Genomic DNA, 21,667 nt, shown 5'->3' on the forward strand with positions numbered 1-21,667 from the left:
ATTTAGAACGTTTAAAGGTCTAAATTTAATGAAAATAGTTGACAATTTTATCAACGATGGTTTGGGCTAATTTTTGGTGACTCTCTACCGTCCATCCAGCCACATGTGGCGACAACAGTACATTGTCAGCTTTTAGTAGATAATCCAACGCAGGAGGTGGGGTGTTTGAAAACAGATTTTCAAATGATGATTTCTCATATTCCAAAACATCCAATCCTGCACCTAATATGGTTTTAGACTCCAACGCAGCTACCAAGTCTTCAGTGACCACACAACTGCCGCGAGCGGAATTGAGGAGCCAAAACGGTTGCTTAAATTTGCGGATGAAATTTGCGTCGATCATTTGATATGTCAACTCGGTATGAGGAACATGAAGGCTAATGATTTGGGATTTTTCTTGAAGCGTTTCCAATGAAACTTGTTGTGCATTTTCATCACCAACAGTGGGTTTGAGATCGTAACAAAGAACCTCAACCTCAAAACCGCGCAGTTTTTTAGCAAATGCTTTGCCCATATGTCCATACCCAATAATCCCAACGGTTTTCCCATCGAGTTCAAGACCTCGATTGGCTTCGCGTTGCCATTTGCCATCTCGTACATCGCGATCTGCTGTGTGTAGTTTATTAAACAACGCCAACAACATCCCAAGCGCATGCTCTCCAACAGCATTTTGATTGCCTTCAGGGGCGGCTATTAAATGAATGCCTTTGGTTTCTGCGTAGTCTGTGTCAATATTTTCCAATCCGGCGCCTAACCGACCTATAAATTTAAGGTTGGTGGCTTTGTCTAAAAAAGGCGCATCAATTCGAAACCGGCTTCTTATAATGAGACCGTCATAGGTGTGTATTTTAGCTTCAATGGCTTCTTTTGAGCTGGAGTAATCTTCGTGATTGGTATGTCCTAAAGCGGTTAACTGTTCTATTAATAAGGGATGATTGGAGTCAAGATGTAAGATGTTCATCTTAAATATTTAGGATGAGTTTAGCGATCGAAAAGTAAATCAGTATTCCAAAAATATCATTGCTCGTTGTGATAAACGGGCCTGTTGCAATCGCAGGGTCAATTCCTTTTTTGTGAAGAAATAACGGAATAAAGGTTCCTATAATTCCAGCGACAATAATGACAACCACTAGGGATGAGGAGATTGCTAAAGCGGTGCGCACATCTTGTTTCCAAACCCATACAAAGAAAAATAAAAACAGGGCTAAAATGACCCCATTTAGGGCGGCTAAAAACATTTCTTTTATAAGACGGTGATTGACACTTCCTCTCACCTCATCATTCGCCAAACCTTGCACAATAATCGCAGACGATTGAACACCTACATTCCCTGCCATGGCGGCAATGAGGGGCGTAAATAATAAAATCAAGGGGAAATCATCAATGATGGTTTCAAATCCACCCATGATGATGGCGGCTCCAACGCCTCCCAAAAGACCTAAAAACAACCATGGCAAGCGCGCACGGGTGAGATCGAGAATACTATCTTCCGCATCCACATCTTGTATAATACCTGCAGCAAGCTGGTAATCTTTCTCCGCTTCTTCAATAATAACATCGACAATATCATCAATGGTAATACGCCCTAAAAGGACATTTTCATCGTTGATGACGGGGACGGCTTCTAAATCGTATTTGGCCATTAATTTGGCAACTTCTTCGGCATCTTCATCCAGGTGAACTGAATCTACCTTTGGAATATAAATATCTTTTATTTTGGTTTCGTTATCGGCAATCAAAAGGTCTTTGAGCGATAAGCGCCCCATCAGTTTTTCTTCTTTTGAAACCACATAAATAGAATGCACCCGCTTGACTTCTTTGGCTTGAGCTCTGATTTTACGTAAACAGCCTGCGACCGTCCAAGTTTCATAAACCTTCACCAGTTCTTTTGCCATCAGTCCACCCGCAGTATCCTCATCATAAGTCAATAATTCTTGAAGATTCGCAACCAGCTCCTTGTCGTCCATTTGGGCGATTACTTTTCGCTTACGTTCAGGAGATAAATCGGCCAATAAATCGGCGGCATCATCAGAATCTAGCTCTTGAATTTCTTCAACAATTTCTTTAATCGAAAGATTTTGAAGTACTTTTTCACGAACATCATCTTCCAATTCTGCTAAAACATCTGCAGTTGTTTCGCTGTCTAAAAGTTTAATGATATAGGTGGCTTGATCTAAATTTAGATCGTCTAGAATTTCAGCAATATCCGCATAATGTACATCTTGTAATTGCTCCAAAATGGCTTTATCATCCTTCGAATCAATGAGTCCATTAAGGACATCGATTAAGGCCTCGGTGATCTCAAAAGGGATATGTTCCTTGTTTTCTTCCAAAATTAAATGGGTTGTTGATCGGTTTCTATTGCTAATGTCAATTCTATAAACGCCTGTACACTCAGTTGTTCAGGACGCTTGTCAAAGATAGTATTTGCTTTTAAATTATCCGATAAATTATAGGTTTTTAAACTATTTCTCAAGGTTTTACGACGTTGTTGAAACGCAGATTTGACCACTCTAAAAAATAATTTCTCGTCACAAGGCAAAGAATAGTCTGCTTTTCTTGTCAATCTTAAAACTCCAGACTCCACTTTTGGTGGGGGAACAAACACCGATGGCGGCACCGTAAATAAATATTCTGCTTCGTAAAATGCCTGTACCAATACGGATAAGATGCCATATACTTTACTGCCTTCTTTTTCGCAAATGCGCTGTGCCACTTCTTTTTGAAACATCCCTGCAAATTCAGGAACTTGATCTCTATTCTCTAAAGTTTTGAACACAATTTGTGTCGAAATATTATAGGGGAAATTTCCAATAATCGCAAAAGGACGCGTTCCAAAAACACTGCTAAAATCGTACTTCAAAACATTTTCTTGAATGATTCGAGGGGCTAAATTCAAGAAATTTGCTTGTAGGTATTCTACCGATTCTGGATCAATTTCAATCGCATAGGTGGTGATTGGTTTCTTTAAAATATACTTGGTCAAGACGCCCATTCCAGGCCCTATTTCCAAAACATCTTTATACCCCTCCAACGTTAAAGCATCGGCAATTTGCTGCGCGATCATTTCATCGTTAAGAAAGTGTTGTCCTAAGTGTTTTTTTGGTTTTACGATCATTTAGTGCGTGCTTACAGTATATTCATCAATCCATTCTAATTCCGTTCTAAAGGCTAACATTTTATCTCCAAACTTCTGCAATCCTTCCGCTTGAAAATCAGCTGCATACTGTTCGTGATACGATTCCAAAGCTTCTTTTGAGTGGGCTAAATACTGAATTGAATAGGTCAATCCCCCCATAGATTCTTCGACCAAAACTTTTGTAAACGTTGCTTTTAAAAAGAATCCAGTCGCCAGTACTTTTGGAATGTGTTCCTTGATCCACAACAACCATTCTTCATGAATGCTGTCCTCAATATTGGCGGTTACGTTGTAAATTATCATTGGTTAATTTGTTGTCATTAATTGAGTGTATCCCCTCTTAGGATGCGGTACTGCTTTCGAGCTTCTACAAAATGAATACTATCTTCGTGGTTAAAGATAATGGTTTCATAATTAAGCTTTGCTTTCTCTGTTTGCAGGAGCTTCGTTCTGTATAATTCCGCAAGGAAAAAATAAGCGTCGTCCACCAGAATATCGTCTTTGTAATCTGTTATAATTCTCAAGTAATTTACCTCTGCTTTGGCAAACTCTTTTTGCGCCTCGTATAATTGCGCTTGTACTAATAAAGTTTGATCGATAATAGGATCTGTTTTATGATTCTCAAGAATGGACTCTAAAACCTCAAGGGCTTCAGTTGGTTTCTTTTGAATCCTTAACAATTCTGCTTTGGCATAGAGCTTTAAGGCGGTATGAAGCGAGTCGCTCCCTTTGTGGTCAGAAATCAAAAGTTGCAGATCCAAAGCATCGTTTGCCGTCAGTTGAGAGGTAGACGATTTTAGTACTTTTAGTTGTGTTTCTGCCCAGTCAAAATCGCCTTTATAATAACTTGTTTTAGCGGCTTTAAAACGGGCTTCCTGAGACAATATGCTGTTTTTAACCCGCATCTGAATTTGGGTATAATAAATCAGTGCTTGGTTGAATTTGTTTTGCGTCACTAAAATATCTGCGAGTTTCATTTTTAATTCTGAAGACGCCAGGTCTGTTAAATTTGCTTTTAAAGCTGTTTTTAAAAATGCGATTGCAGCCTCCGAATTTTGATCGTAAAAGGCTAAAAACTCTGCGTAAGACAATTGCAATTGGACTGTTTCAACGCCTAATTTATAGGTTTCTAACAAGGCTTCATACCCCTCTTTGATCGCCTTATAATCACTGGGTTGAGACAATTGCAATTGAAGCTCCAAACGGCTGCAATTGGCTTGAATACGCAAGCGTGTGTCTTTCGCATTTTGAATGATAAACTCAAAAATACCCAGTGCGACTTCATTTGACTGTGCTTCTTGTGCTGCAAGTGCCAAATTGATCAATCCTTGTAAAGATTCTGGCGTACGTCTATAGACGGCTTTCTCCTGAGTAAATGCTTTTTTAAAATCTTTTTGTTGTACATACAGCCAACTCAACCATTGGTTCCAAAGCGGGTTGGGTTTGGATTGTAATTTTTTAAGTAATACATTTTTAAACAGTTGATTGTAGGGCTGAGTGGCATCTTCTGAAATGTATTCTGTGAGCAAGCGCATGACTTGGTTGATGTAGGGCGGGCTTGTTTCGACATAGTCCAGATACCGCTCCATCATTTTTTCAATGTTTTGTTGGGTGGCGTATAAGCCTGCCAATTGGTAATAAAAAGCCGTATTGGGCACGTTTTTTAATCCGAGTTCATACGCCTGAATTGCATAATCAATCAATGAATGGATTTCAAAACGCTGGGCAACGACATAGACATAATTGGGTTGGATTTCAATGCTCTGCACTGCTTTTTCATAATATACTTCCGCCTCTGTCAATTGATTCTGAAGTTGATAATTGTACCCCAACTCCACAAAATACTGTGGGTTGTTAGAACGTTTTATTTGGATTTCAATCTCTTTTTGAGCGGCTGTGTACTGACTGAGTTGCTGATGGCATTCAATCACTTTAAGGGCATAATAGGAATTGGTACGTTGATTAACGAGTAGTTTTTGGTACAGCGATACTGCCTTTTCAAAGTCTCCTTTTTCAAAGTAATCTTTGGCCAATCCCGGGTCGACCTGAGCCGATGCGAGGAAGCAAAACATACTAAAAAAAAGAATTCTTATCGATTTCATCAAGGTGTTTTTGTAACTGTAATTAAATGCCCAGAACTGAATCGAGGCGGTCACTAATCAATCATCGCAAACCCTGTGTAAGGTATTAAAGCCTCAGGGATTTGAATGCCTGCATCGGTTTGGTAATTTTCCAATATACCCGCCAATACACGCGGCAATGCTAACGAACTTCCGTTCAATGTGTGTGCTAATTCCGATTTTCCTTCGCTGTTTTTGAAACGCAATTTCAATCGATTTGCCTGAAAGGTTTCAAAATTTGAGATGGAAGAAATTTCCAACCAACGGTCTTGAGCGGTTGAAAAGACTTCAAAATCATAGGTCAATGCGGCGGTAAATCCTAAATCGCCTGCACAAAGTTTCAAAATACGGTAAGGTAATTTTAATTCTTCTAAAATAGACTTGACATGTTCCACCATTCCATCAAGGGCTTCATAGGATTTAGAAGGGTGTTCCACACGAAGGATCTCTACTTTATCAAATTGGTGCAAACGATTCAATCCTCGAACGTGGGCGCCATAACTTCCTGCTTCTCTACGAAAACAAGGGGTATAGGCGGTCAATGTTTTTGGGAGATCGCTTTCTTGCAATAAAACATCTCTAAAAATATTGGTGGCTGGTACTTCGGCGGTTGGAATCAAATATAAATCATCGGCGGTCACATGGTACATTTGCCCTTCTTTATCTGGCAATTGACCGGTTCCAAAGCCAGAGGCTTCGTTGACCAAGTGCGGCACTTGAATTTCGTCATAACCAGCTGCGGTGTTTTTATCTAAAAAATAATTAATTAAAGCACGTTGTAAACGGGCGCCTTTTCCTTTATAAACAGGAAAGCCAGCCCCCGTGATTTTGTTTCCCAATTCAAAATCAATAATGTCGTATTTTTTTGCCAGTTCCCAATGGGGCACTGCATTTTCAGAGAGGGTTGGGATGGTACCTGCCTGAAATATTTCTTCGTTATCCTCCTCAGTAGTTCCCACAGGAACAATCGGATTTGGAAGGTTGGGTATTTTATATAACAGGGTTTGGAGCGCTTCGGCTGTGGTATTCAACTCCTCAGAAAGTACAACTTTGGCGTCTTTTAGTTCTGCTGTTTTCTGTTTGGACTCGTTTGCCTTTTGGGCTTGTCCAGATTTAAACAACTCCCCTATTTCTTTGGAAAGGACGTTCAGCTCCGAAGAAATTGTATCCACTTGTGTTTGAAGCCCTCTACGAGATTCGTCCAATTTGATCACTTCATCGATGAGCGACTTGGCCTCATTTGTACGTTTGCTTAAACGTTCGATGACTTCCGCTTGGTGCTCTCTTATATAGGATACTTGTAACATGGCTCATATTTTAAGAAGCAAATTTAATCATTTAGAATAAAACAAGAATTGGTTTTAGGTCTAAATTGAATTAGTTTTTTGTGAGCAGGGCGATTTTGGCAAAAGCAGCCTGTTGATCTTGTTCCAATTGTGCTTTTAAAGCCTCCAGTCCAGAGAATTTAATTTCATCTCTAATCCGATCTAGAAACTGAATGTTAAGAGATGTTCCGTAGAGGGTTTGATTGAAATTAAAAAAGAAGACTTCTACAGAAAGTTCGTTGGCATCACTGACTGTCGGGTTGGTTCCGATGTTGAGCATTCCATAGACCAATTTGGTGTCAATGATGGATTGTACGAGATACACTCCTTTTTTGGGAATGAGTTTATAGGATTCTTCTATTTTTAAATTGGCGGTCGGAAACTGAATGGTTTTCCCCAAGCCTTTTCCTTTAATCACCGTTCCGTTGAGCATGAAGTTATACCCCAAAAATTGATTGGCAACTTTAATCGCACCTTGGTCTAATGCGGTTCTTATTTTGGTGGAGCTGACTGCCACATCTCCGACTTCTTGTGCACTAATTTCGGTGACTTTGAATCCGTAAAAGGCCCCAAATTCTTTGAGGTCTTTGATATTGGCGGTGCGGTTTCGACCAAAATGATGGTCGTATCCCACAATAATGTGTTTTACATGCAGCTTATTGACCAACACATCGCGTACATATTCAAGAGAAGTTAATCTTGAAAAATCTTTTGTGAAGGCTTTGACGACTAAATGATCGACACCTAAATCTTGAATTAAATCAGCTTTCTCGTCAATCGTATTGATGAGTTTTATGGAGGTATCTTTTTGAACCACCATTCGAGGGTGCGGAAAAAAGGTCAATACCAACGCTTGCAATTGTTCGGTTTGGGCAATAGCAACGAGGCGTTTGATGATTTTTTGATGCCCAATGTGCACGCCGTCAAATGTGCCAATAGTGACAACAGAGTCTTTTATTTGATCGTAATCGGCGGCAGATTTAATTTTCAACAGCTAGTTTTTGAATTGGAAAAATAAAGTACGAAGATAAAAAAAGGACGTCATTTTAAGCGCATTCACTTTTGTTTTTTTTAAGTGTGAATTGTTTTCTGGTATTTTTCATATTCGTTAAATATTGAAAATTACTATTTTGAGAAGCTGAAACGAGTTCAGCTTGACAAGAAACAGATTTCTCATACCAATATCTATTAAACATAAAAAAGGAGCCAAATGACTCCTTTTTTTATGATGTTATTTTAAGTGATTTAGTTCTTAATAAATGGCAAAGAAATGGATGCATTGTCTGTTGCTATTTTAATGAAATACATCCCCTTACTTAGGCTAGAAGTATTCACAGCTAAATCGTTGAGTTCTCCAATAGATTGTTGAAGAACAATTTGACCTAACATATTATAAACCTTATACGTATCAGGTAAGCTGTTTGAAGCGCCTACTTTGATGTAAAGCACGTTTGTTGCTGGATTTGGATAGAGCGTAATTTTGCGGTCCAATAAATAATTTTCAGTACCCAGTGTGTTTACGGTTGTGAAGGAAACACTTTCTTGAGCTCCAAATTCTCCACCGGTCGCAATGACATTTGAATTACTGTCTGTTAGTGTGTAGCTGCCCGCTCCCCAACCACAACATATACCATCACCCTCAGAATCATAAATTGTAAAAGAGTAACATCCTCCTGTAGGGACATCAAAGGTGTGATTGTAAGTGGTTTCATTACCATATACATTTATTTCTCCTGAGTATAAAATGGTATCATTACTGTCTTTAAAATCCCACGATGTTTCGTCTCCATATTCATCGGTCAATAATGTCAGGTTCACAGTAGCCGTGTCAACAAAGACAGTGAATGCAGTAGAGACCACTGTATTATCAACTGTGTTTTCATCTGTGAATCCATTTGGACTTAATAATTCTACTACTAATGTATGACTGCCTCCAGAAACATTCATCGTAGGAAGCGTGACGGTATCACTTTGGTTTTGGAATAGAAATCCACTCCAAGACTGTGTGGCTGCAGTGTCCTCGTCTATTGCGTAACTGATCACAGCAGAGGTTAAGGTTGTAGTTCCATTATTAGTCACAACCACTGTTGGCGCAAATGTTGTTGCGCAGTCCACAAGGTTTAAATTGTCTAGTTCTATGGCCCCATCAATCTCATATACAATGGCTGGCGAACAGACTGTTGAAGCGCCGAGTTCCATACGTCTTGGCGAGTTGGCTAAAACGGCTTGAATCCTTGTTTTTTGGTCTGCCGTAAAGGTGTCCATACAAGCATCATTTGTGTAGTCCATATAGTTTTCAACCATATCAGCTCCCAAACCATCCGAAGGACAAGAGTCTACCGTTGGACATCCCCCATTAGAAGTTGTAGCATCTGGGGTATCTGCACAAAAATCGTCATTGGAACAGTTTCCAGAATCGCCCCAAATATGTCTCAAGCCGAACCAGTGCCCTAGTTCGTGTGTCAAGGTTCTTCCTAATCCATAACTACCACCTAGGGGATTTGGACTCGCAACAGAACCTACTGAGGAGGACAAAATAACTACTCCATCTGTGTTTGCTGGTTCAGGGGGGAAGTTTAGGCCTGACAACCCTGAGCTAACAGGGAATTGAGCATACCCTAAAAGAGGACTTTCTAAGTTAGCCAACCAAATATTCAAATAACGGGTTGGATCCCATTGCGTTGCTGGTTTTATTGTGTTTTCGAAATCTGACATTGAGAAAGGTCCGTCATCATAATCTGTAATTCTATTGATTCCTGGTTCAAACATGGTCACTTCGGTCTCGTTTTGTTGTGCTAAGCAAAACCGTACCTCTGTATCTGTAGCGACTGTGTAAGAACTGCCTGCACCATTGCCAAAATCTAAATTTAATTGATCTATTTGTGCTTGAATGACAGCCTCGGACAGGTTCTCATTCCCAACTTCATCGGTTAAAATATGAAATACCACTGGTAGTGTCGTTATAATAGAAACACCATTGGATCTTTGCGCTTTAACCGCTTCAACCTTTGGTGCTAACCAGCTTTCAAATTCTGCGTTTGTAGCCCGTTCTGGATATAATGCTTTAAGGTATTGTTCGTACTCAACGGATGCACATCGAATAACGCCCGATTCGTCAAGACTTTTAATGTTGGCATCGGTGAGTTCCTGACCAAATAAAGTCTGGGTGTTTGTACTTGTTTGAGCAAAAGAAATAGCGGTTGTAGACATTAAAGCCATTAAAATGACTTTTAAAGTGATTTTTTTCATTATTAATTTTGTTAAATTGGTTCTTGTAAAACTACAAAAAACAATTCAATAAAATGAAACAGGCAATAATTAACCACCTTAGTTGCTCTTAGCATCTGATTATGGAGAATTAGAAGTTAATAGCAAGTCATAAAACGGACTTAAAGATTAGGTGCCGTTAAAGGTATTCATGGCATTTTGTACACCAGCCATCACAAAACTTTTGATAAATTCGCTGCAGTGTTCCAAACGTTCTTTCAGTTTGTCAGCCTCTTCGTCCGTCCAGTTTCCAAGTACATAATCTACTTGTCTTCCCTTTGCAAATTCATCACTGATCCCAAAACGAAGTCTGTTGTACTGGGAGGTATTCAGCTTGTCTTGTAAATCTTTGAGCCCATTATGTCCGCCAGCACTGCCTTTCATTTTAAGACGAAGGGTTCCAAACGGTAAGTTTAAATCGTCTGTAATGACCAATAGGTTTTCGGGTGGAATGGATTCTTTTTCTAACCAATACTTTACGGCTTTGCCGCTTAGGTTCATATAGGTGTTTGGTTTTAGAAGTAAAAAGGTGCGGCCTTTAAATTTAAAGCTTGCCAAGTCGCCAAGTTTTTTGGTTTCAAAAATAGCGTCATTGAGCTGCGCAAATTTTTCAACAACCTTAAACCCAATGTTGTGACGGGTGTTGACATAGTCGGCACCAATATTTCCCAATCCAACAATCAAATATTTTTTTGACATCTCTGCAGCAGTGTTTGTATTGGTTTTATTTTTAAAGAACCATTTAAATACGTTCATAGTGTGTAAAAATAAAAAAAGCATTCTGAATAACAGAATGCTTTTGTAAATAATGATTTAAAAGGAAACGATTTAAGCGTCTGCTGGTGCAGCACCTTCCGCTGGAGCAGCTGCTTCCGCACCTTCTTCTCCTCCTTCTTCTTCTTCTTCTTCTTCATCGATAGAAACTCTAGAACGTTTCACTTGACAAACAACAGTGTTGTCTGGGTGTAAAAATTTATAAGCATCGTTTGCTAATTCGGCAACCGTAAGCTTTCCACCAATTTTAAGTGGCGTTATGTCGGCCTCAATAAAATCTGGCAAGTTTGTTGGCAACGCTTTCACTCTTAGTTTACGTTTGTTTCTTCGTAAAGATCCACCATTGGCAACCCCTAAAGATTTTCCTAAGATATGTACTGGAATGTCCATAGCGATTTCTTTATCGTCAAATAATTGATAAAAATCGATGTGTAAAATGCGGTCTGTTACAGGGTGAAATTGAATGTCCTGTAGCACTGCATTTAAAGTCTCACTTCCTAAAGCAATCACAACTGTATGTGCATTTGGTGTGTATACTAGTTTAGAGAATGCCAATTCTTCTGCTGAGAAGTGTACTGGGTTGTCTCCTCCGTATAATACGCAAGGCACGTGTCCAGCATTACGTAAGGCTTGAGTTGGTTTCTTGCCTACGCTTTCTCTTTTCGATCCGTTAATTGTAATTGATTTCATTTTATTTATTTGTTATTTAATTGATTACATTATAAATTTTGAGCTAATAGACTCATTTTGATGCACTTTAGTCATCACATCGGCAAATAAATCTGCACAGCTCAAGACTCTAATTTTCGGGCTCTCTTGAGACACCGGAATAGAATCTGTAACGATGAGTTCTTCTAGTTTTGAGTTTTCAAGACGTTCGTAAGCATTCCCAGATAAAATAGGGTGCGTACAAATGGCTCTTACACTCAAAGCCCCACGTTCCATCATCAGGTCGGCAGCTTTTGTGAGGGTTCCAGCAGTGTCAACCATATCATCGACCAATACTACATTTTTACCGGTCACATCGCCAATGAGTTCCATATGCGAAATGATATTGGCCTTGGCACGTTGCTTATAACAGATGACAACATCGCTTCCCAATGCTTTTGAATAGGCATAGGCACGTTTAGAACCGCCCATATCGGGAGATGCTATGGTGAGGTTGTCTAAGTTTAAATTTCTTAAGTACGGTAAAAATATGGTGGATGCAAACATATGATCGACCGGTTTTTCAAAAAATCCTTGAATTTGATCGGCATGTAGGTCCATGGTTATAATACGAGTGGCTCCGGCTGTTTCCAGCATTTTAGCGACTAATTTAGCCGCAATGGGCACTCTTGGTTTGTCTTTTCGGTCTTGTCGTGCCCATCCAAAGTACGGGATGACAGCCGTAATATGTCTGGCAGACGCGCGTTTGGCGGCATCCAGCATCAACAATAACTCCATTAAATTCTCTGGTCCTGGATTGGTAGAACCAATCAAGAACACCCGTGTTCCACGGATAGATTCTTCAAAAGAGGGTTGAAATTCACCATCACTATAGGTGGATGTAATGACATTTCCCAGAGGGATTCCGTAGGAAGCCGCTATTTTTTTACCGAGTACCATGGTATTGGTACAGGCGAATATTTTTGGTTCTGGAATGACGTTAGACATGATAGCGTTCTGTTTTTGAGAGCTTTAAACTGTTTTTTTAAACGAGCTGCAAATTTAGAAATTTATTTGAACTCTTAAAGGATATAAGTAACTATTTTTAATAGGATTAAAGAAATAATTATATTGTTCTGAAATCCATTAAAAACTAAAAAGGCAGACTAGAAGCAAGAAATAGAGAAAACTATTGGAAATCGGGTATAGGTAAAGAAAAATTACGATATTTGCGCGACTCCAAATAAATTGCTCAAGTGGTGGAATTGGTAGACACGTTGGATTCAAAATCCAATGTCGCAAGACGTGCGGGTTCGATTCCCGCCTTGAGTACAAAATTTATCCGTAATTACTTTATTTATAGAGTGTTACGGATTTTTTAGTTTAATATTTGTACGAATTTTGTACGAATTTACTATTTTATGTATTAATTTACTGTAGTTATTAGCTTATTGTTTCTTTTGATTTCAATCAATATTTAAATCGCTTCTATTCACAACCAAAGGCTTTTTTTAAAGTGAAGTTTTCGTCTAGTAAAGTTGAGTGTATTTCTGAATTACCGTTATCATCTATTACAGTTATTTCAAATTTTCTAGGCTCTTCGATTTGTTCTATTGATTTTTCGATTGATAAACGAGGTAAAGAATATTTAAGAGCCAAATCTAAAAGTTTAATTTTCTGTGATGCGTTTAGGCTCTCATAGTTTAAGTCATTTAAAATTTTATCCACTAATTCGTGCAGGCTACCACGCAATTCCACGCCAATTGCAGTCCCCCTTTTAGATATCTTGCCAGCCTCTTTACCACTTTTACTATCAAATCTCATCGTTATTTTACGTTATTTTATTATTTTAGATGCTTAACTTTTAAATCAAATATTATGACAACTAAACTAAAAGACATTTTACTCTATTCACTTGCAATAATTGGAACTGCATCGTTATTTATTTCAGCTTCAAATCAGTCAACTTCACCAAACCCCACTACCCCCGAAAGTCACGTTTGGGAAATGTTTAATGGCAATGGCACTTATTTATTTAACAAGGTAAGTGGAGAAGTTAGAAAATATGACGGTCAATTCATTGAATTAAATAAAAAAGGAGAAGTTGAAGATATAAAAGCGAAGAGTTACACAATAATGGTAGAAGTAAAATGACTTACCTAAAATATATTGGGTTAATACGCCACTTGTTCAATCGTAAATCATACGCTACTGCATTAGAGGTTAATCTTGCTACTTCGCCCTTGTAAACGTGGGTGTGCTTTTCTATTTTTTCAAGACTAACGATGAGATACTGAAACGCTTCTAAACGCTTGTTTTCTTCTTCATTCTTGGTGTATTTAATGAATTGTTCTTTATCTACTTTAGTAAAAGGAGAGCCTTCCTTATCAAATAATAATTGAGTTTTGTTCTCTTCAAACTCGACTTGAATATTATATAATTTATTGAGGTCAATCTCAAGTAAATTCAATATTTTATTTGGTGACAAATTCAGCGATTTAAGGCTTTTATTTTTATCTATTATCTTCTTAGTAGTGTAAGAGATGAAGTCCTCGCTAAACGCTTTTAAATCATCAATAGTGACGTGTTTTTTAGCCTCATCTATTGCTGTTTGTAGTAAAGTGATTTTAGCCTCTGCGACCTTTTCAGCTTGCTTTAACCCTTCGTTGCTAATCGTTATTACTTTCTTTTTAAATGCCATATTATCCTTTTATTACTTTTACTGTTGACTTCCCAGCTTTCTGATTTATTAAATTTCTAATAATCTGCGCAAATGTGTCCGATGCTCTACTATCAGTTAATTTTCTAAGTGTTATTAATTCATCTGGGGTTAGTTTAAGTTTTACCTCAATCATTTCTGGGTGTGAATTAGATAATTGTGTGTAGTAATGTTTTCTACTCATTTGAAAGATTTTTTGTTAATTCGTATCGCAAGTAAGAAGATAGTTTTAATCGGTTTTGTTTAGCCTTTTCTTGAAGTTTGGCTTTGTCCTTTGTTGACATTCTAATTGGCACTATTTCATTCATATATTAAAGTTTACATTAGTATATTAATATATAAAGAATGTAATATTATTTTGTATTTTTGAAGTATAAACCAATTTAACTATGAAAAACATACTTTACTTATTTTTAGCTTTTGCACTATTTTCTTGCAGCGATGACGATAGCTCTGATACAAATGACAATACCTCTACAAACTATGGTTTAATCCCTAAAACTATAAATCTCTATTCTAACGGTGAGTTAACATCCCAATCTAATTATTTATATAATGAGAATAACTTAATTTCTATAACTGGTTCAGATGATGAATCCAATTCTGGGGTTAATTACTCCTATAACGAAGAGGGTATGATTAATAAGATAGAGATTGATGAATATTATAATCAAGAACTAGTTGGTACATTTAAATTCGATTATATTTATAATAGTTCAAACGTGTTGGTTGAGATTATTTCGTATCAAGAAAATTACAGTGATGAAAGTTCTTCAATAGAAACATTTTCCATAGATTATCCTCAAGAAAATGAAATACATATTTTTAGTGATGATGAAAATTGCACTGACATTTTAACTGTTGATAATGGAAACATCACCTCAATAGATGACTGTAGCTCAAATCAAACTAGGATTATTAATTATGACCAAAAAAATTCAGTTTTTAAAAATATTAAGGGAAATAATATCTTCTCTAATTATTTTGTTAATCCGTTGATGAGTACAAAAAACAACAACATAGTAAGTGTTGATGGGTGGGAGCTTACCTACATTTACAATGAGCAGGATTATCCAATCAATATAACATTCAAGCAGTGTGAAACTTGTTCTATTCAAAGAATTGAAATAACATACACCAACTAAATGAAAAGAATTTTAATACTCACCACCATTCTAATCTTCGCCTGTAGTAGTGATAGCGAGGGTAATCCTTGTATTTACGAGCCTACATTAACTACACAAGCTGTTACTGATATAACAGAAACATCAGCTACTTTAAATGGCGTTATAAGTATCGTATCAGAGAATTGTGACGTTCCTAATAATACTGAACAAGGTTTTGTCTATAGAAGACACTCAAGTCAATGTTAATGGGACTAATATTTCTACAACTATTGAGGGTTTAACGCCTAACACGACTTATTATGTAAGGGCTTTCTTGACTAACACTTTAGGAGAATTTTACAGTAATGAAGTTAGTTTTTCTACTGAAGAAGAGATAACAGGAAGTTGTGATGGAGCGCCTTATCCAAGTATTGTTTACGGAACTCAAGAATGGACTGTTGAGAATGCTTGCCACACTACTTATAGAGATGGCACGCCTATACCACAAGTTACAGATAATGATGAATGGCGTTATTTAACTACAGGGGCTTGGTGTTATTATGGAAACGACCCTACCAATGAAGTGTTGTATAATTGGTATGCGGTAGCAGGTATTCACGATACAGACCCTAACACACCTAACAAAGAATTTGCACCAGAGGGCTGGCACGCACCAAGTAATCTTGAGTGGACTACCCTTGAAAACTATCTTATAGCAAATGGTTATAATTATGATGGTACAACCACAGGAAATAAAATAGCTAAGTCAATGGCATCAACAACAGGATGGTTAAGCTCAACAACACTAGGAACTCCAGGCAACAACCAAAGCACTAACAATAGTAGCGGCTTTAACGCCTTCCACACGGGCACTCGCTCATATTATGGAACAATGAGCCCGGGTGATGATTTTGAACCTGAAGAATATGTTGTATTTTGGTCTTCAACTGGTTTTAATAATAATATTGAAAATTATGGTGCTTTTAGTCGCAACTTGTACTACGACAGTAGTAGTCTCGAAACAGCTTACATAGACTATAGTGCAGCACACGGCTTCCCTGTTCGTTTAGTCAAAGACTAACAACTCTACTAATAGGTAAAGGCAAGTTAGTTGCTTCTATCAAATAGCTTCCATTGTCTGTTTTAACCGTATATTTAAGCTTATCTATTCGTTCTATACTGATAATGGTTTTGGCGTTGTTTTCAGCCAATTTAAAGGCAATATAGCGGCATTGAATGTCGTCTATTTCAGTAGCTTCTAAAAGGTGCTTAAAAAGGCTGTTTTGGTTTGTTGTTTTCATAGGTTTTTTTGTTGTTTAGACTACACGATATGGTGTAATATATACATACATCATTGTATGTACATCAAATTATTTAGGTATTAGATTTTTTGCTTGTATTTCGTCAATAAATTCACGCCACATTTTTCGATTGTGAGTAATAGTTTTTACGCCCACTTCGTTCATATTCACAATGCGTAATAAATCAGCTTTTAGATTACCTCTTGCTGAATGGTTTTTAATGTCTGGGTGGAACTCACTAACATAATATGGGATTGCTTCTTCAATATTGCATTTGACTAATTCAGCGTGTTTAAGCATTGCATAGTATTTAAATTTTTGTGACAGTGTCATTCCTTCTTTATGGCTTATTTCTCTGTATCCAGTCATATATTTTGACATTGGTCTATTAAAGACTTGAAGAAAGGCTCTATTTAATTCCAGCTTCAATAAGTCGTTTAAAGTTTTGACATTATATCCGTAAGTTTTGAAGTGTTGATTGTTTTTAATTGTTGTTTCTACACGAAGCAATCTATCATCATCAAAGAATTTATTTTGAGGATACCTATTGCCATCTAAATCAACCAGCTCGCCATTTAATTCAGCCTTTAAATATGTTTCATAAAATGCAGTACTATTGTGTTTTAGTTCTACTGCTTTTGCATAATATTTAAGAAACTGCTTTGAATAAAAAGCCTTACCAACCTTACTTCTATTACCCCACCAGATGCCACAATTATTTTCCTCTCTTTTGCTATACACATTTATGTTTTTGCTTGGGATTGTTAGGTCTTTGCAAACCTTAATAACCTTTTTAATTCTTGTGTCTTTGGTGTCTAAATGATAATCAATACAGAAATCCACATCTACCACTAAAGCGTTTAAAAACTTCTCTTTTGTTATCGTAATTAATCCCTCTCTATTTATAAAATGGAAACATTGTTTTATGGTTTGCTTGTCAATTCCCTTAAAGTAGTTTTGCTTTAGTGATTTGGATGAAAAGCCAATGTAAAGCGTATCAATGCCAAATGGTCTTTTAATAGCATAGCTACAACTTATTATCTCATTAGGATTAAAGTAAGTTGTGTTTACGTGTTCCTCTATCACTTCGCCATCATCATTTGAAGTAGTGATTGAACGCATAAAAGAGCTGTGTTCTTTGTTTACGATTACCTCGCTTAAAGGCAGATGAATTCGCAAACTATCTATTTTCGGTTTGCCTAGTGGTATCATCTATTACTGCAATAAATCTGTAATCTCGCCTCTTTTATATAGTTTCTTTGCACCAATTCGTTTGAAAGGAATTAGTCCTTTTTTTTCTTTTCGATACAAAGTAGTGTGGCTTATATTTAAAAGGTTTTGGACATCTTTTGAAGTTAGATAGTCTTCATCGGAACTTTGGCGTGCAATTGCCTCGTCAAATAATTCTCTTATTTGTAGCTTTAACAGTTCAGTGATTTGTTGTGATAATTCGGAAGGAGTTACTCCTTGTACTTGTGTGATGGTACTCATTTAATTAAATTTTAAGTTAATAATAAGAGTACTCGTGATTTTTACTATTTTTGTAGAGTATTAAGGTCTTCGAAAATTTTAATACTTACTGATTGAGCTACTTTTCACGAGTGGCTCTTTCTTTTTTACAAATCTATACTGTGTTACACTGATACACAATGCTCACTCACAAATATTACCTGTAAGTTTTTAACGTCAAGTAAGAATAACCTTACTTTCCTTCTTAAAAGTTTTCGCATTTAATATGAAATTAAACCCTCAAACTGTTTCTTGTTCTCTGTTGGCTTTTTTCTTATATCGTTTTATCTCATAATAGTTATTAACATATCTAATTTCAAAAACGCAGATTTTACGTCAAGTGTTGTTTCCACTTGCTAAAGTCTGGTCTTGCTTCCGCTACATAAGTGTAGAGCATTTCATTTGTTTTGTGTCCAGTAAACTTTCTGATTTCCTCTGGTGGCATTTTATCAATCCAATAAGTACTAAAAGTCCTTCTGAATATTTTTGTTTGGAAATACATATATTTTGGTCTTACAGCCTTAATGTTTCTTTCTACAGTCTTTAACCCATCTTTTCGTTTTACTTCAATTTGTTCGTTTAAGTAGCTATTTATTTTTGTGTCAATTTTAGCCATCTTGCCCAATGTCTTTAAAGCAATGTTTAGCTTAACATCTGAAACTTTATACGGCAATTCATCACTATCATACATTGCCTTTACTTTTGGAAGTGCTGGTATGCGATTGGCTTGACCTTGCTTATTTTGAGAAAAGTCTAACACTAAAATATCATTATCAATCTTAAACATACTCTTATTTATGCTTAATAACTCGTTAACTCTTTGACCAGTATTAATTCCGATAATCAACCATTTTCTCGCATTTATTAAGTGTGGTTTGTCAAGTTTAAGTTCCTCTATTCTTTTTATTTCATCTTCGTCTATTACGATAACTTTTGTGTCTTTGTATTTAGCAGATTTAGATTGTTTGAATTTTTGCCAATATCTAAAATCATCTGGAAACTTTGAGGTTCTTGATGCGATTGATAAAACGGATTTAATATGGTCGACATCTTTGTTAATTGTGCCAATTCCGTATTTCTCGTCTTCTCTTAAATAATTTTTAAATCTGTCCAGTTCTTTAGCAGTCAAATCTTTTAACTCTAAACCCTTATTATATCTCGTTACTTTATCCTTTAGAACCTTGTAGTTGCTTATTGTGTTTGATGAAAGACCAGTATTAATAAGGTCTTTTATTTTAACATCAATCCAATTAATAAGTAAAGTGTCTTCTTGTTCATCAATTTCAAAAAACTCGTTACATCTATTATGAAGCCATTCTTTTGTAGGAATATAGTTTTCGCCACGTTCTAAAAACTTTTCTGAGACGTAATCAATACAATTCTCAACTGCGTGTTTAATTTTGGTAGGGACAGTTTTGTTTTTATAATCTTGTTTTGAAATTAAGAATTTAGTTTTGTAGTGAAGAATAATTTCGCCATCAGTAACCCCTTTTTTGAAGTGTCGAAGTTTAATGATAGCTTGTGCTTTAGGTTTTCTGCTTCTATATGCTAAATTCAGTTTCATATAGTGCAAATATACAAATTTGTACGATTATTGTACGATTTTATGGTATATTTTGAAATAAAAAGAAATTTAAATAAATTTATACTTAATTTATATATCTGTTAAATCCAGATTATAACACCTTTAAACTATTTCATATCATAAACACGTCTTACTACCACCTTGAGTACAAAGCCCACATTCGTGGGTTTTTTTTTTTAATACCCGCAAAAGACAACCTAAAGGAAACCATTTTAAAATTCTAGACTTTTTGGCTATAATGGGCGATGAATGGCTTGCTGAGGTTTTTTATCTGGGTATGCCTTGGTATTTCTTATTGTAGTAACGTTGTTATCATCGGTTCAAGCGATTGGCCATGCTCCTATAAATCATTTGAACAAACAAAAAGAAAATCTGTTAAAAATTTCCTTTTCTTATTTGATATATTTGGTTTTTGCGTTTATTTTTTTACCTTTATAATCTACTTGTTTGGCAGTCATAGATTTTTAGGGCAATTAGTCGCTATTTTAGACTAATTTTAAACTGTAATATCCAAACAAAAACAAGAGGACACTGTTAAAGGTGTCCTTTTCTTTTGCACTAGATTTAATGGTTACTTAGTTACAGTTTTGTTTGTTATCATTTCCATTTTTGTGTACTGCTCGGATTTTGATACGACTAAGTTCCATAACGATTTAGCCTCGGCTGTGCATCCCTCAGCGGAGGCGTGTTCCTCTTTGGTGTAGGGTTCTGCTTCTGGTAAACATTCATTCCAAAATCTCATAGTCTCGGCTGTGCATCCCTTGGCTTCTGAATGTTCTTTTTTGGTGTAGGGCTCGGCATGTGGTAGGTCGATATTCCAATGTGCCATGGCTATGGCATTGCAGTGTCTGCCTTCGGAATGTTCGAGTTTAATAAATTGTTCGGCGGTTGGTAAGCTTAAATTCCAGTCAAATATTAACGAACTAGTGTTCCCTTCGTTGGTTTCGTTAAATTGTTGTTTTGTATAAGGTAATTTTTCACCCTTGGTTTGGGCTTCTTTGTTTGCCAATAACATAGTGTATGCATCTAACTCTTTGTTCATTTGAATTTATTTTTTGCTGTTGTTTATTTCGTCCTCGGTGAATGGTTCGGCATCTGGCAGGCATTCGTTCCATAACACCAATTTTGTTTCACTAAAGCCATAGGTGTTGCTGTATTCTTGCTTGGTGAATGGCTCGGCATCTGGCAAAAGCCGATTCCATAAGACCATGGCTAGAGCGTCAAAACCTTCGGAGTCGGTATATTCTTTTTTGGTGTAGGCCTCCATAGTGTTTAAAAAAAAGTTCCAATACATTATGTCTTCGGAGTCGCAACCCGCTACAGCGGCGTGTTGCTGTTTGGTGTAGGGTGCTGACAAACGGTCTTTGATGGCTTTCTGATTGGCGTCTGTAATTTGTTTGGCGGTTTGGGGTTTCATGATTTTTAGATTTGGGTTAATATTTTTATAGCATAAGTAATATATTTACACTACAAATTAAAGCATTACTATAATATTATGCAACTGAAACTAAATTTATTTTCAAAATATTACACTTAAACTATAATTTTGTATTTTTGCTTAAACATAAATACGTTATGAAGATATTAAGGCTAAAAGAAATACTAAAAGAGAAAGGTATTACAGGAAAAGAGTTCGCTCTTATGGTTAACGTTACGGAGGCTAGTGTCTCAAATCTTGTAAAGGGAGATAGTATCCCTAGAAAACAATTACTTATTGATATAGCCGCCGCCCTCGATGTCGACTTAAAAGACTTATTTATATCTACCAAACCACAGAAAAACCAGAAAGAGATTATACAGACTATAAAAAACTCCATTGAAGATTTAGAGGCACTTTACGATACGATTGATAAAAGGAGTTAAATCGTTTGTCTCTCATGCCTTGTTTGTATCTACCGTAGGTGAATGACGATGAGTTACGTCTTTGCAAGTCGTTTTTTACGACGCGGCAATCTGTTTGTTTTTAGTTTCACTCATGAGATTACTTCGGTCATACTTCCCTCGTAATGACGCTTGGATGCCTTGTATGTATCGACCGTAGGTGGAATGACGGCGAGTTACATCCCTTATGCCTTAAAGTAACCCTATGGAGTCGGTCTTAACTCGTGAATAACCACGAAATAATCGACTAAATTCACGAGTTAATGAATTTAGTCGTGAAAATAAGTATCTTT

General features: G+C 36.7%; 25 protein-coding genes and 1 tRNA gene. 5 read left to right on the forward strand and 21 right to left on the reverse strand.

The features are described 5' to 3' along the window. Positions 1–25: 25 nt before the first annotated feature. The 11 genes from FORMB_RS03915 to FORMB_RS03965 all read right to left on the reverse strand — a co-directional run bounded on the left by FORMB_RS03915 (position 26) and on the right by FORMB_RS03965 (position 12,281). Positions 26–961, reverse strand: a complete 936-nt coding sequence (locus tag FORMB_RS03915; protein WP_069676213.1) for a 2-hydroxyacid dehydrogenase — start codon at positions 959–961, stop codon at positions 26–28. Between the two features lies 1 nt (position 962). Then, on the reverse strand, positions 963–2,333 hold the full coding sequence (gene mgtE / locus FORMB_RS03920) for a magnesium transporter (RefSeq protein WP_231925565.1): 1,371 nt from the start codon (positions 2,331–2,333) through the stop codon (positions 963–965). A gap of 2 nt (positions 2,334–2,335) precedes the next feature. Next, positions 2,336–3,118, reverse strand: a complete 783-nt coding sequence (gene rsmA, locus FORMB_RS03925) for a 16S rRNA (adenine(1518)-N(6)/adenine(1519)-N(6))-dimethyltransferase RsmA (protein WP_069676214.1) — start codon at positions 3,116–3,118, stop codon at positions 2,336–2,338. Next, positions 3,119–3,442 carry a DUF4286 family protein gene (locus FORMB_RS03930; RefSeq protein WP_069676215.1) on the reverse strand — a complete coding sequence of 108 codons (324 nt, stop codon included), beginning with the start codon at positions 3,440–3,442 and terminating at the stop codon, positions 3,119–3,121. 17 nt (positions 3,443–3,459) lie between these two features. Next, entirely contained in the window at positions 3,460–5,241 is a 1,782-nt protein-coding gene (locus tag FORMB_RS03935; protein ID WP_069677887.1) for a tetratricopeptide repeat protein, read from the reverse strand. 53 nt (positions 5,242–5,294) lie between these two features. After that, positions 5,295–6,566: a serine--tRNA ligase gene (gene serS, locus FORMB_RS03940; RefSeq protein ID WP_069676216.1), complete on the reverse strand. Its 1,272-nt coding sequence runs from the start codon at positions 6,564–6,566 to the stop codon at positions 5,295–5,297. Positions 6,567–6,636: 70 nt separating this feature from the next. Further along, positions 6,637–7,575, reverse strand: coding sequence for a bifunctional riboflavin kinase/FAD synthetase (locus tag FORMB_RS03945; protein WP_335583327.1), 939 nt, complete (start codon positions 7,573–7,575; stop codon positions 6,637–6,639). A 254-nt stretch (positions 7,576–7,829) separates the two neighbouring features. Next, the gene (locus tag FORMB_RS03950; RefSeq protein ID WP_069676218.1) at positions 7,830–9,833 is read right to left on the reverse strand and encodes a T9SS type A sorting domain-containing protein; all 2,004 of its coding nucleotides are present in this window, start codon (positions 9,831–9,833) and stop codon (positions 7,830–7,832) included. 147 nt (positions 9,834–9,980) lie between these two features. Continuing rightward, positions 9,981–10,607, reverse strand: a complete 627-nt coding sequence (gene pth / locus FORMB_RS03955) for an aminoacyl-tRNA hydrolase (RefSeq protein ID WP_083243972.1) — start codon at positions 10,605–10,607, stop codon at positions 9,981–9,983. A 72-nt stretch (positions 10,608–10,679) separates the two neighbouring features. Continuing rightward, the gene (locus FORMB_RS03960) at positions 10,680–11,315 is read right to left on the reverse strand and encodes a 50S ribosomal protein L25/general stress protein Ctc (protein WP_069676219.1); all 636 of its coding nucleotides are present in this window, start codon (positions 11,313–11,315) and stop codon (positions 10,680–10,682) included. Positions 11,316–11,339: 24 nt separating this feature from the next. Continuing rightward, positions 11,340–12,281 carry a ribose-phosphate pyrophosphokinase gene (locus FORMB_RS03965; protein WP_069676220.1) on the reverse strand — a complete coding sequence of 314 codons (942 nt, stop codon included), beginning with the start codon at positions 12,279–12,281 and terminating at the stop codon, positions 11,340–11,342. Between the two features lie 242 nt (positions 12,282–12,523). Here FORMB_RS03965 and FORMB_RS03970 point away from each other — a divergent pair. Continuing rightward, a tRNA-Leu gene (locus FORMB_RS03970) sits at positions 12,524–12,605 on the forward strand. A 156-nt stretch (positions 12,606–12,761) separates the two neighbouring features. Here the strand turns inward: FORMB_RS03970 and FORMB_RS03975 are convergent. Next, a complete protein-coding gene (locus FORMB_RS03975; protein ID WP_069676221.1) occupies positions 12,762–13,097 on the reverse strand; it encodes a hypothetical protein in 336 nt (111 codons plus the stop codon). 54 nt (positions 13,098–13,151) lie between these two features. On the opposite strand from FORMB_RS03975, the gene FORMB_RS03980 reads away from it, so the two are divergent. Beyond that, on the forward strand, positions 13,152–13,427 hold the full coding sequence (locus tag FORMB_RS03980) for a hypothetical protein (RefSeq protein WP_069676222.1): 276 nt from the start codon (positions 13,152–13,154) through the stop codon (positions 13,425–13,427). 1 nt (position 13,428) lies between these two features. Here the strand turns inward: FORMB_RS03980 and FORMB_RS03985 are convergent, their stop codons facing one another. The 3 genes from FORMB_RS03985 to FORMB_RS13330 are packed head-to-tail and all read right to left on the reverse strand — an operon-like array spanning position 13,429 to position 14,300. Beyond that, positions 13,429–13,974, reverse strand: a complete 546-nt coding sequence (locus tag FORMB_RS03985) for a hypothetical protein (protein WP_069676223.1) — start codon at positions 13,972–13,974, stop codon at positions 13,429–13,431. Position 13,975: 1 nt separating this feature from the next. Further along, complete coding sequence (locus FORMB_RS03990) at positions 13,976–14,176, reverse strand: hypothetical protein (protein WP_069676224.1); 201 nt, start codon at positions 14,174–14,176, stop codon at positions 13,976–13,978. Next, positions 14,169–14,300, reverse strand: a complete 132-nt coding sequence (locus tag FORMB_RS13330; protein WP_442856529.1) for a plasmid mobilization protein — start codon at positions 14,298–14,300, stop codon at positions 14,169–14,171. The genes FORMB_RS03990 and FORMB_RS13330 overlap by 8 nt, the downstream gene beginning before the upstream one ends. Positions 14,301–14,381: 81 nt before the next feature. On the opposite strand from FORMB_RS13330, the gene FORMB_RS03995 reads away from it, so the two are divergent. Both FORMB_RS03995 and FORMB_RS04000 read left to right on the forward strand, forming a co-directional pair. Beyond that, entirely contained in the window at positions 14,382–15,137 is a 756-nt protein-coding gene (locus FORMB_RS03995) for a hypothetical protein (protein WP_069676225.1), read from the forward strand. 196 nt (positions 15,138–15,333) lie between these two features. Next, positions 15,334–16,179: a fibrobacter succinogenes major paralogous domain-containing protein gene (locus tag FORMB_RS04000; protein WP_069676226.1), complete on the forward strand. Its 846-nt coding sequence runs from the start codon at positions 15,334–15,336 to the stop codon at positions 16,177–16,179. Here the strand turns inward: FORMB_RS04000 and FORMB_RS04005 are convergent. From FORMB_RS04005 to FORMB_RS04030, 6 genes are all read right to left on the reverse strand, one after another. Beyond that, a complete protein-coding gene (locus FORMB_RS04005; protein ID WP_069676227.1) occupies positions 16,169–16,399 on the reverse strand; it encodes a hypothetical protein in 231 nt (76 codons plus the stop codon). The genes FORMB_RS04000 and FORMB_RS04005 overlap by 11 nt on opposite strands. Positions 16,400–16,468: 69 nt before the next feature. Beyond that, a complete protein-coding gene (locus FORMB_RS04010) occupies positions 16,469–17,611 on the reverse strand; it encodes a hypothetical protein (protein ID WP_069676228.1) in 1,143 nt (380 codons plus the stop codon). Between the two features lie 3 nt (positions 17,612–17,614). Beyond that, complete coding sequence (locus tag FORMB_RS04015; protein ID WP_069676229.1) at positions 17,615–17,890, reverse strand: helix-turn-helix domain-containing protein; 276 nt, start codon at positions 17,888–17,890, stop codon at positions 17,615–17,617. 349 nt (positions 17,891–18,239) lie between these two features. After that, a complete protein-coding gene (locus FORMB_RS04020) occupies positions 18,240–19,472 on the reverse strand; it encodes a site-specific integrase (RefSeq protein WP_069676230.1) in 1,233 nt (410 codons plus the stop codon). A 592-nt stretch (positions 19,473–20,064) separates the two neighbouring features. Beyond that, positions 20,065–20,535, reverse strand: a complete 471-nt coding sequence (locus FORMB_RS04025; RefSeq protein ID WP_157498072.1) for a hypothetical protein — start codon at positions 20,533–20,535, stop codon at positions 20,065–20,067. 6 nt (positions 20,536–20,541) lie between these two features. Next, on the reverse strand, positions 20,542–20,910 hold the full coding sequence (locus FORMB_RS04030) for a hypothetical protein (protein ID WP_069676232.1): 369 nt from the start codon (positions 20,908–20,910) through the stop codon (positions 20,542–20,544). 158 nt (positions 20,911–21,068) lie between these two features. Here FORMB_RS04030 and FORMB_RS04035 point away from each other — a divergent pair, with 158 nt between their 5' ends. Continuing rightward, the gene (locus FORMB_RS04035) at positions 21,069–21,356 is read left to right on the forward strand and encodes a helix-turn-helix transcriptional regulator (protein ID WP_069676233.1); all 288 of its coding nucleotides are present in this window, start codon (positions 21,069–21,071) and stop codon (positions 21,354–21,356) included. Positions 21,357–21,667: the final 311 nt, after the last annotated feature.

The sequence above is a fragment of the Formosa sp. Hel1_33_131 genome, assembly GCF_001735745.1.
In the GTDB taxonomy this organism is placed as follows: Bacteria; Bacteroidota; Bacteroidia; order Flavobacteriales; family Flavobacteriaceae; genus Hel1-33-131.

Coding starts and splice junctions, on each gene's coding strand:
- FORMB_RS03915 (WP_069676213.1), bottom strand. CDS start 961: ATGAACATCTTACATCTTGACTCCAATCATCCCTTATTAATAGAACAG.
- rsmA (WP_069676214.1), bottom strand. CDS start 3,118: ATGATCGTAAAACCAAAAAAACACTTAGGACAACACTTTCTTAACGAT.
- FORMB_RS03930 (WP_069676215.1), bottom strand. CDS start 3,442: ATGATAATTTACAACGTAACCGCCAATATTGAGGACAGCATTCATGAA.
- FORMB_RS03935 (WP_069677887.1), bottom strand. CDS start 5,241: ATGAAATCGATAAGAATTCTTTTTTTTAGTATGTTTTGCTTCCTCGCA.
- serS (WP_069676216.1), bottom strand. CDS start 6,566: ATGTTACAAGTATCCTATATAAGAGAGCACCAAGCGGAAGTCATCGAA.
- FORMB_RS03950 (WP_069676218.1), bottom strand. CDS start 9,833: ATGAAAAAAATCACTTTAAAAGTCATTTTAATGGCTTTAATGTCTACA.
- pth (WP_083243972.1), bottom strand. CDS start 10,607: ATGAACGTATTTAAATGGTTCTTTAAAAATAAAACCAATACAAACACT.
- FORMB_RS03960 (WP_069676219.1), bottom strand. CDS start 11,315: ATGAAATCAATTACAATTAACGGATCGAAAAGAGAAAGCGTAGGCAAG.
- FORMB_RS03965 (WP_069676220.1), bottom strand. CDS start 12,281: ATGTCTAACGTCATTCCAGAACCAAAAATATTCGCCTGTACCAATACC.
- FORMB_RS03975 (WP_069676221.1), bottom strand. CDS start 13,097: ATGAGATTTGATAGTAAAAGTGGTAAAGAGGCTGGCAAGATATCTAAA.
- FORMB_RS03980 (WP_069676222.1), top strand. CDS start 13,152: ATGACAACTAAACTAAAAGACATTTTACTCTATTCACTTGCAATAATT.
- FORMB_RS03985 (WP_069676223.1), bottom strand. CDS start 13,974: ATGGCATTTAAAAAGAAAGTAATAACGATTAGCAACGAAGGGTTAAAG.
- FORMB_RS03990 (WP_069676224.1), bottom strand. CDS start 14,176: ATGAGTAGAAAACATTACTACACACAATTATCTAATTCACACCCAGAA.
- FORMB_RS13330 (WP_442856529.1), bottom strand. CDS start 14,300: ATGAATGAAATAGTGCCAATTAGAATGTCAACAAAGGACAAAGCCAAA.
- FORMB_RS03995 (WP_069676225.1), top strand. CDS start 14,382: ATGAAAAACATACTTTACTTATTTTTAGCTTTTGCACTATTTTCTTGC.
- FORMB_RS04005 (WP_069676227.1), bottom strand. CDS start 16,399: ATGAAAACAACAAACCAAAACAGCCTTTTTAAGCACCTTTTAGAAGCT.
- FORMB_RS04010 (WP_069676228.1), bottom strand. CDS start 17,611: ATGATACCACTAGGCAAACCGAAAATAGATAGTTTGCGAATTCATCTG.
- FORMB_RS04015 (WP_069676229.1), bottom strand. CDS start 17,890: ATGAGTACCATCACACAAGTACAAGGAGTAACTCCTTCCGAATTATCA.
- FORMB_RS04020 (WP_069676230.1), bottom strand. CDS start 19,472: ATGAAACTGAATTTAGCATATAGAAGCAGAAAACCTAAAGCACAAGCT.
- FORMB_RS04025 (WP_157498072.1), bottom strand. CDS start 20,535: ATGAACAAAGAGTTAGATGCATACACTATGTTATTGGCAAACAAAGAA.
- FORMB_RS04030 (WP_069676232.1), bottom strand. CDS start 20,910: ATGAAACCCCAAACCGCCAAACAAATTACAGACGCCAATCAGAAAGCC.
- FORMB_RS04035 (WP_069676233.1), top strand. CDS start 21,069: ATGAAGATATTAAGGCTAAAAGAAATACTAAAAGAGAAAGGTATTACA.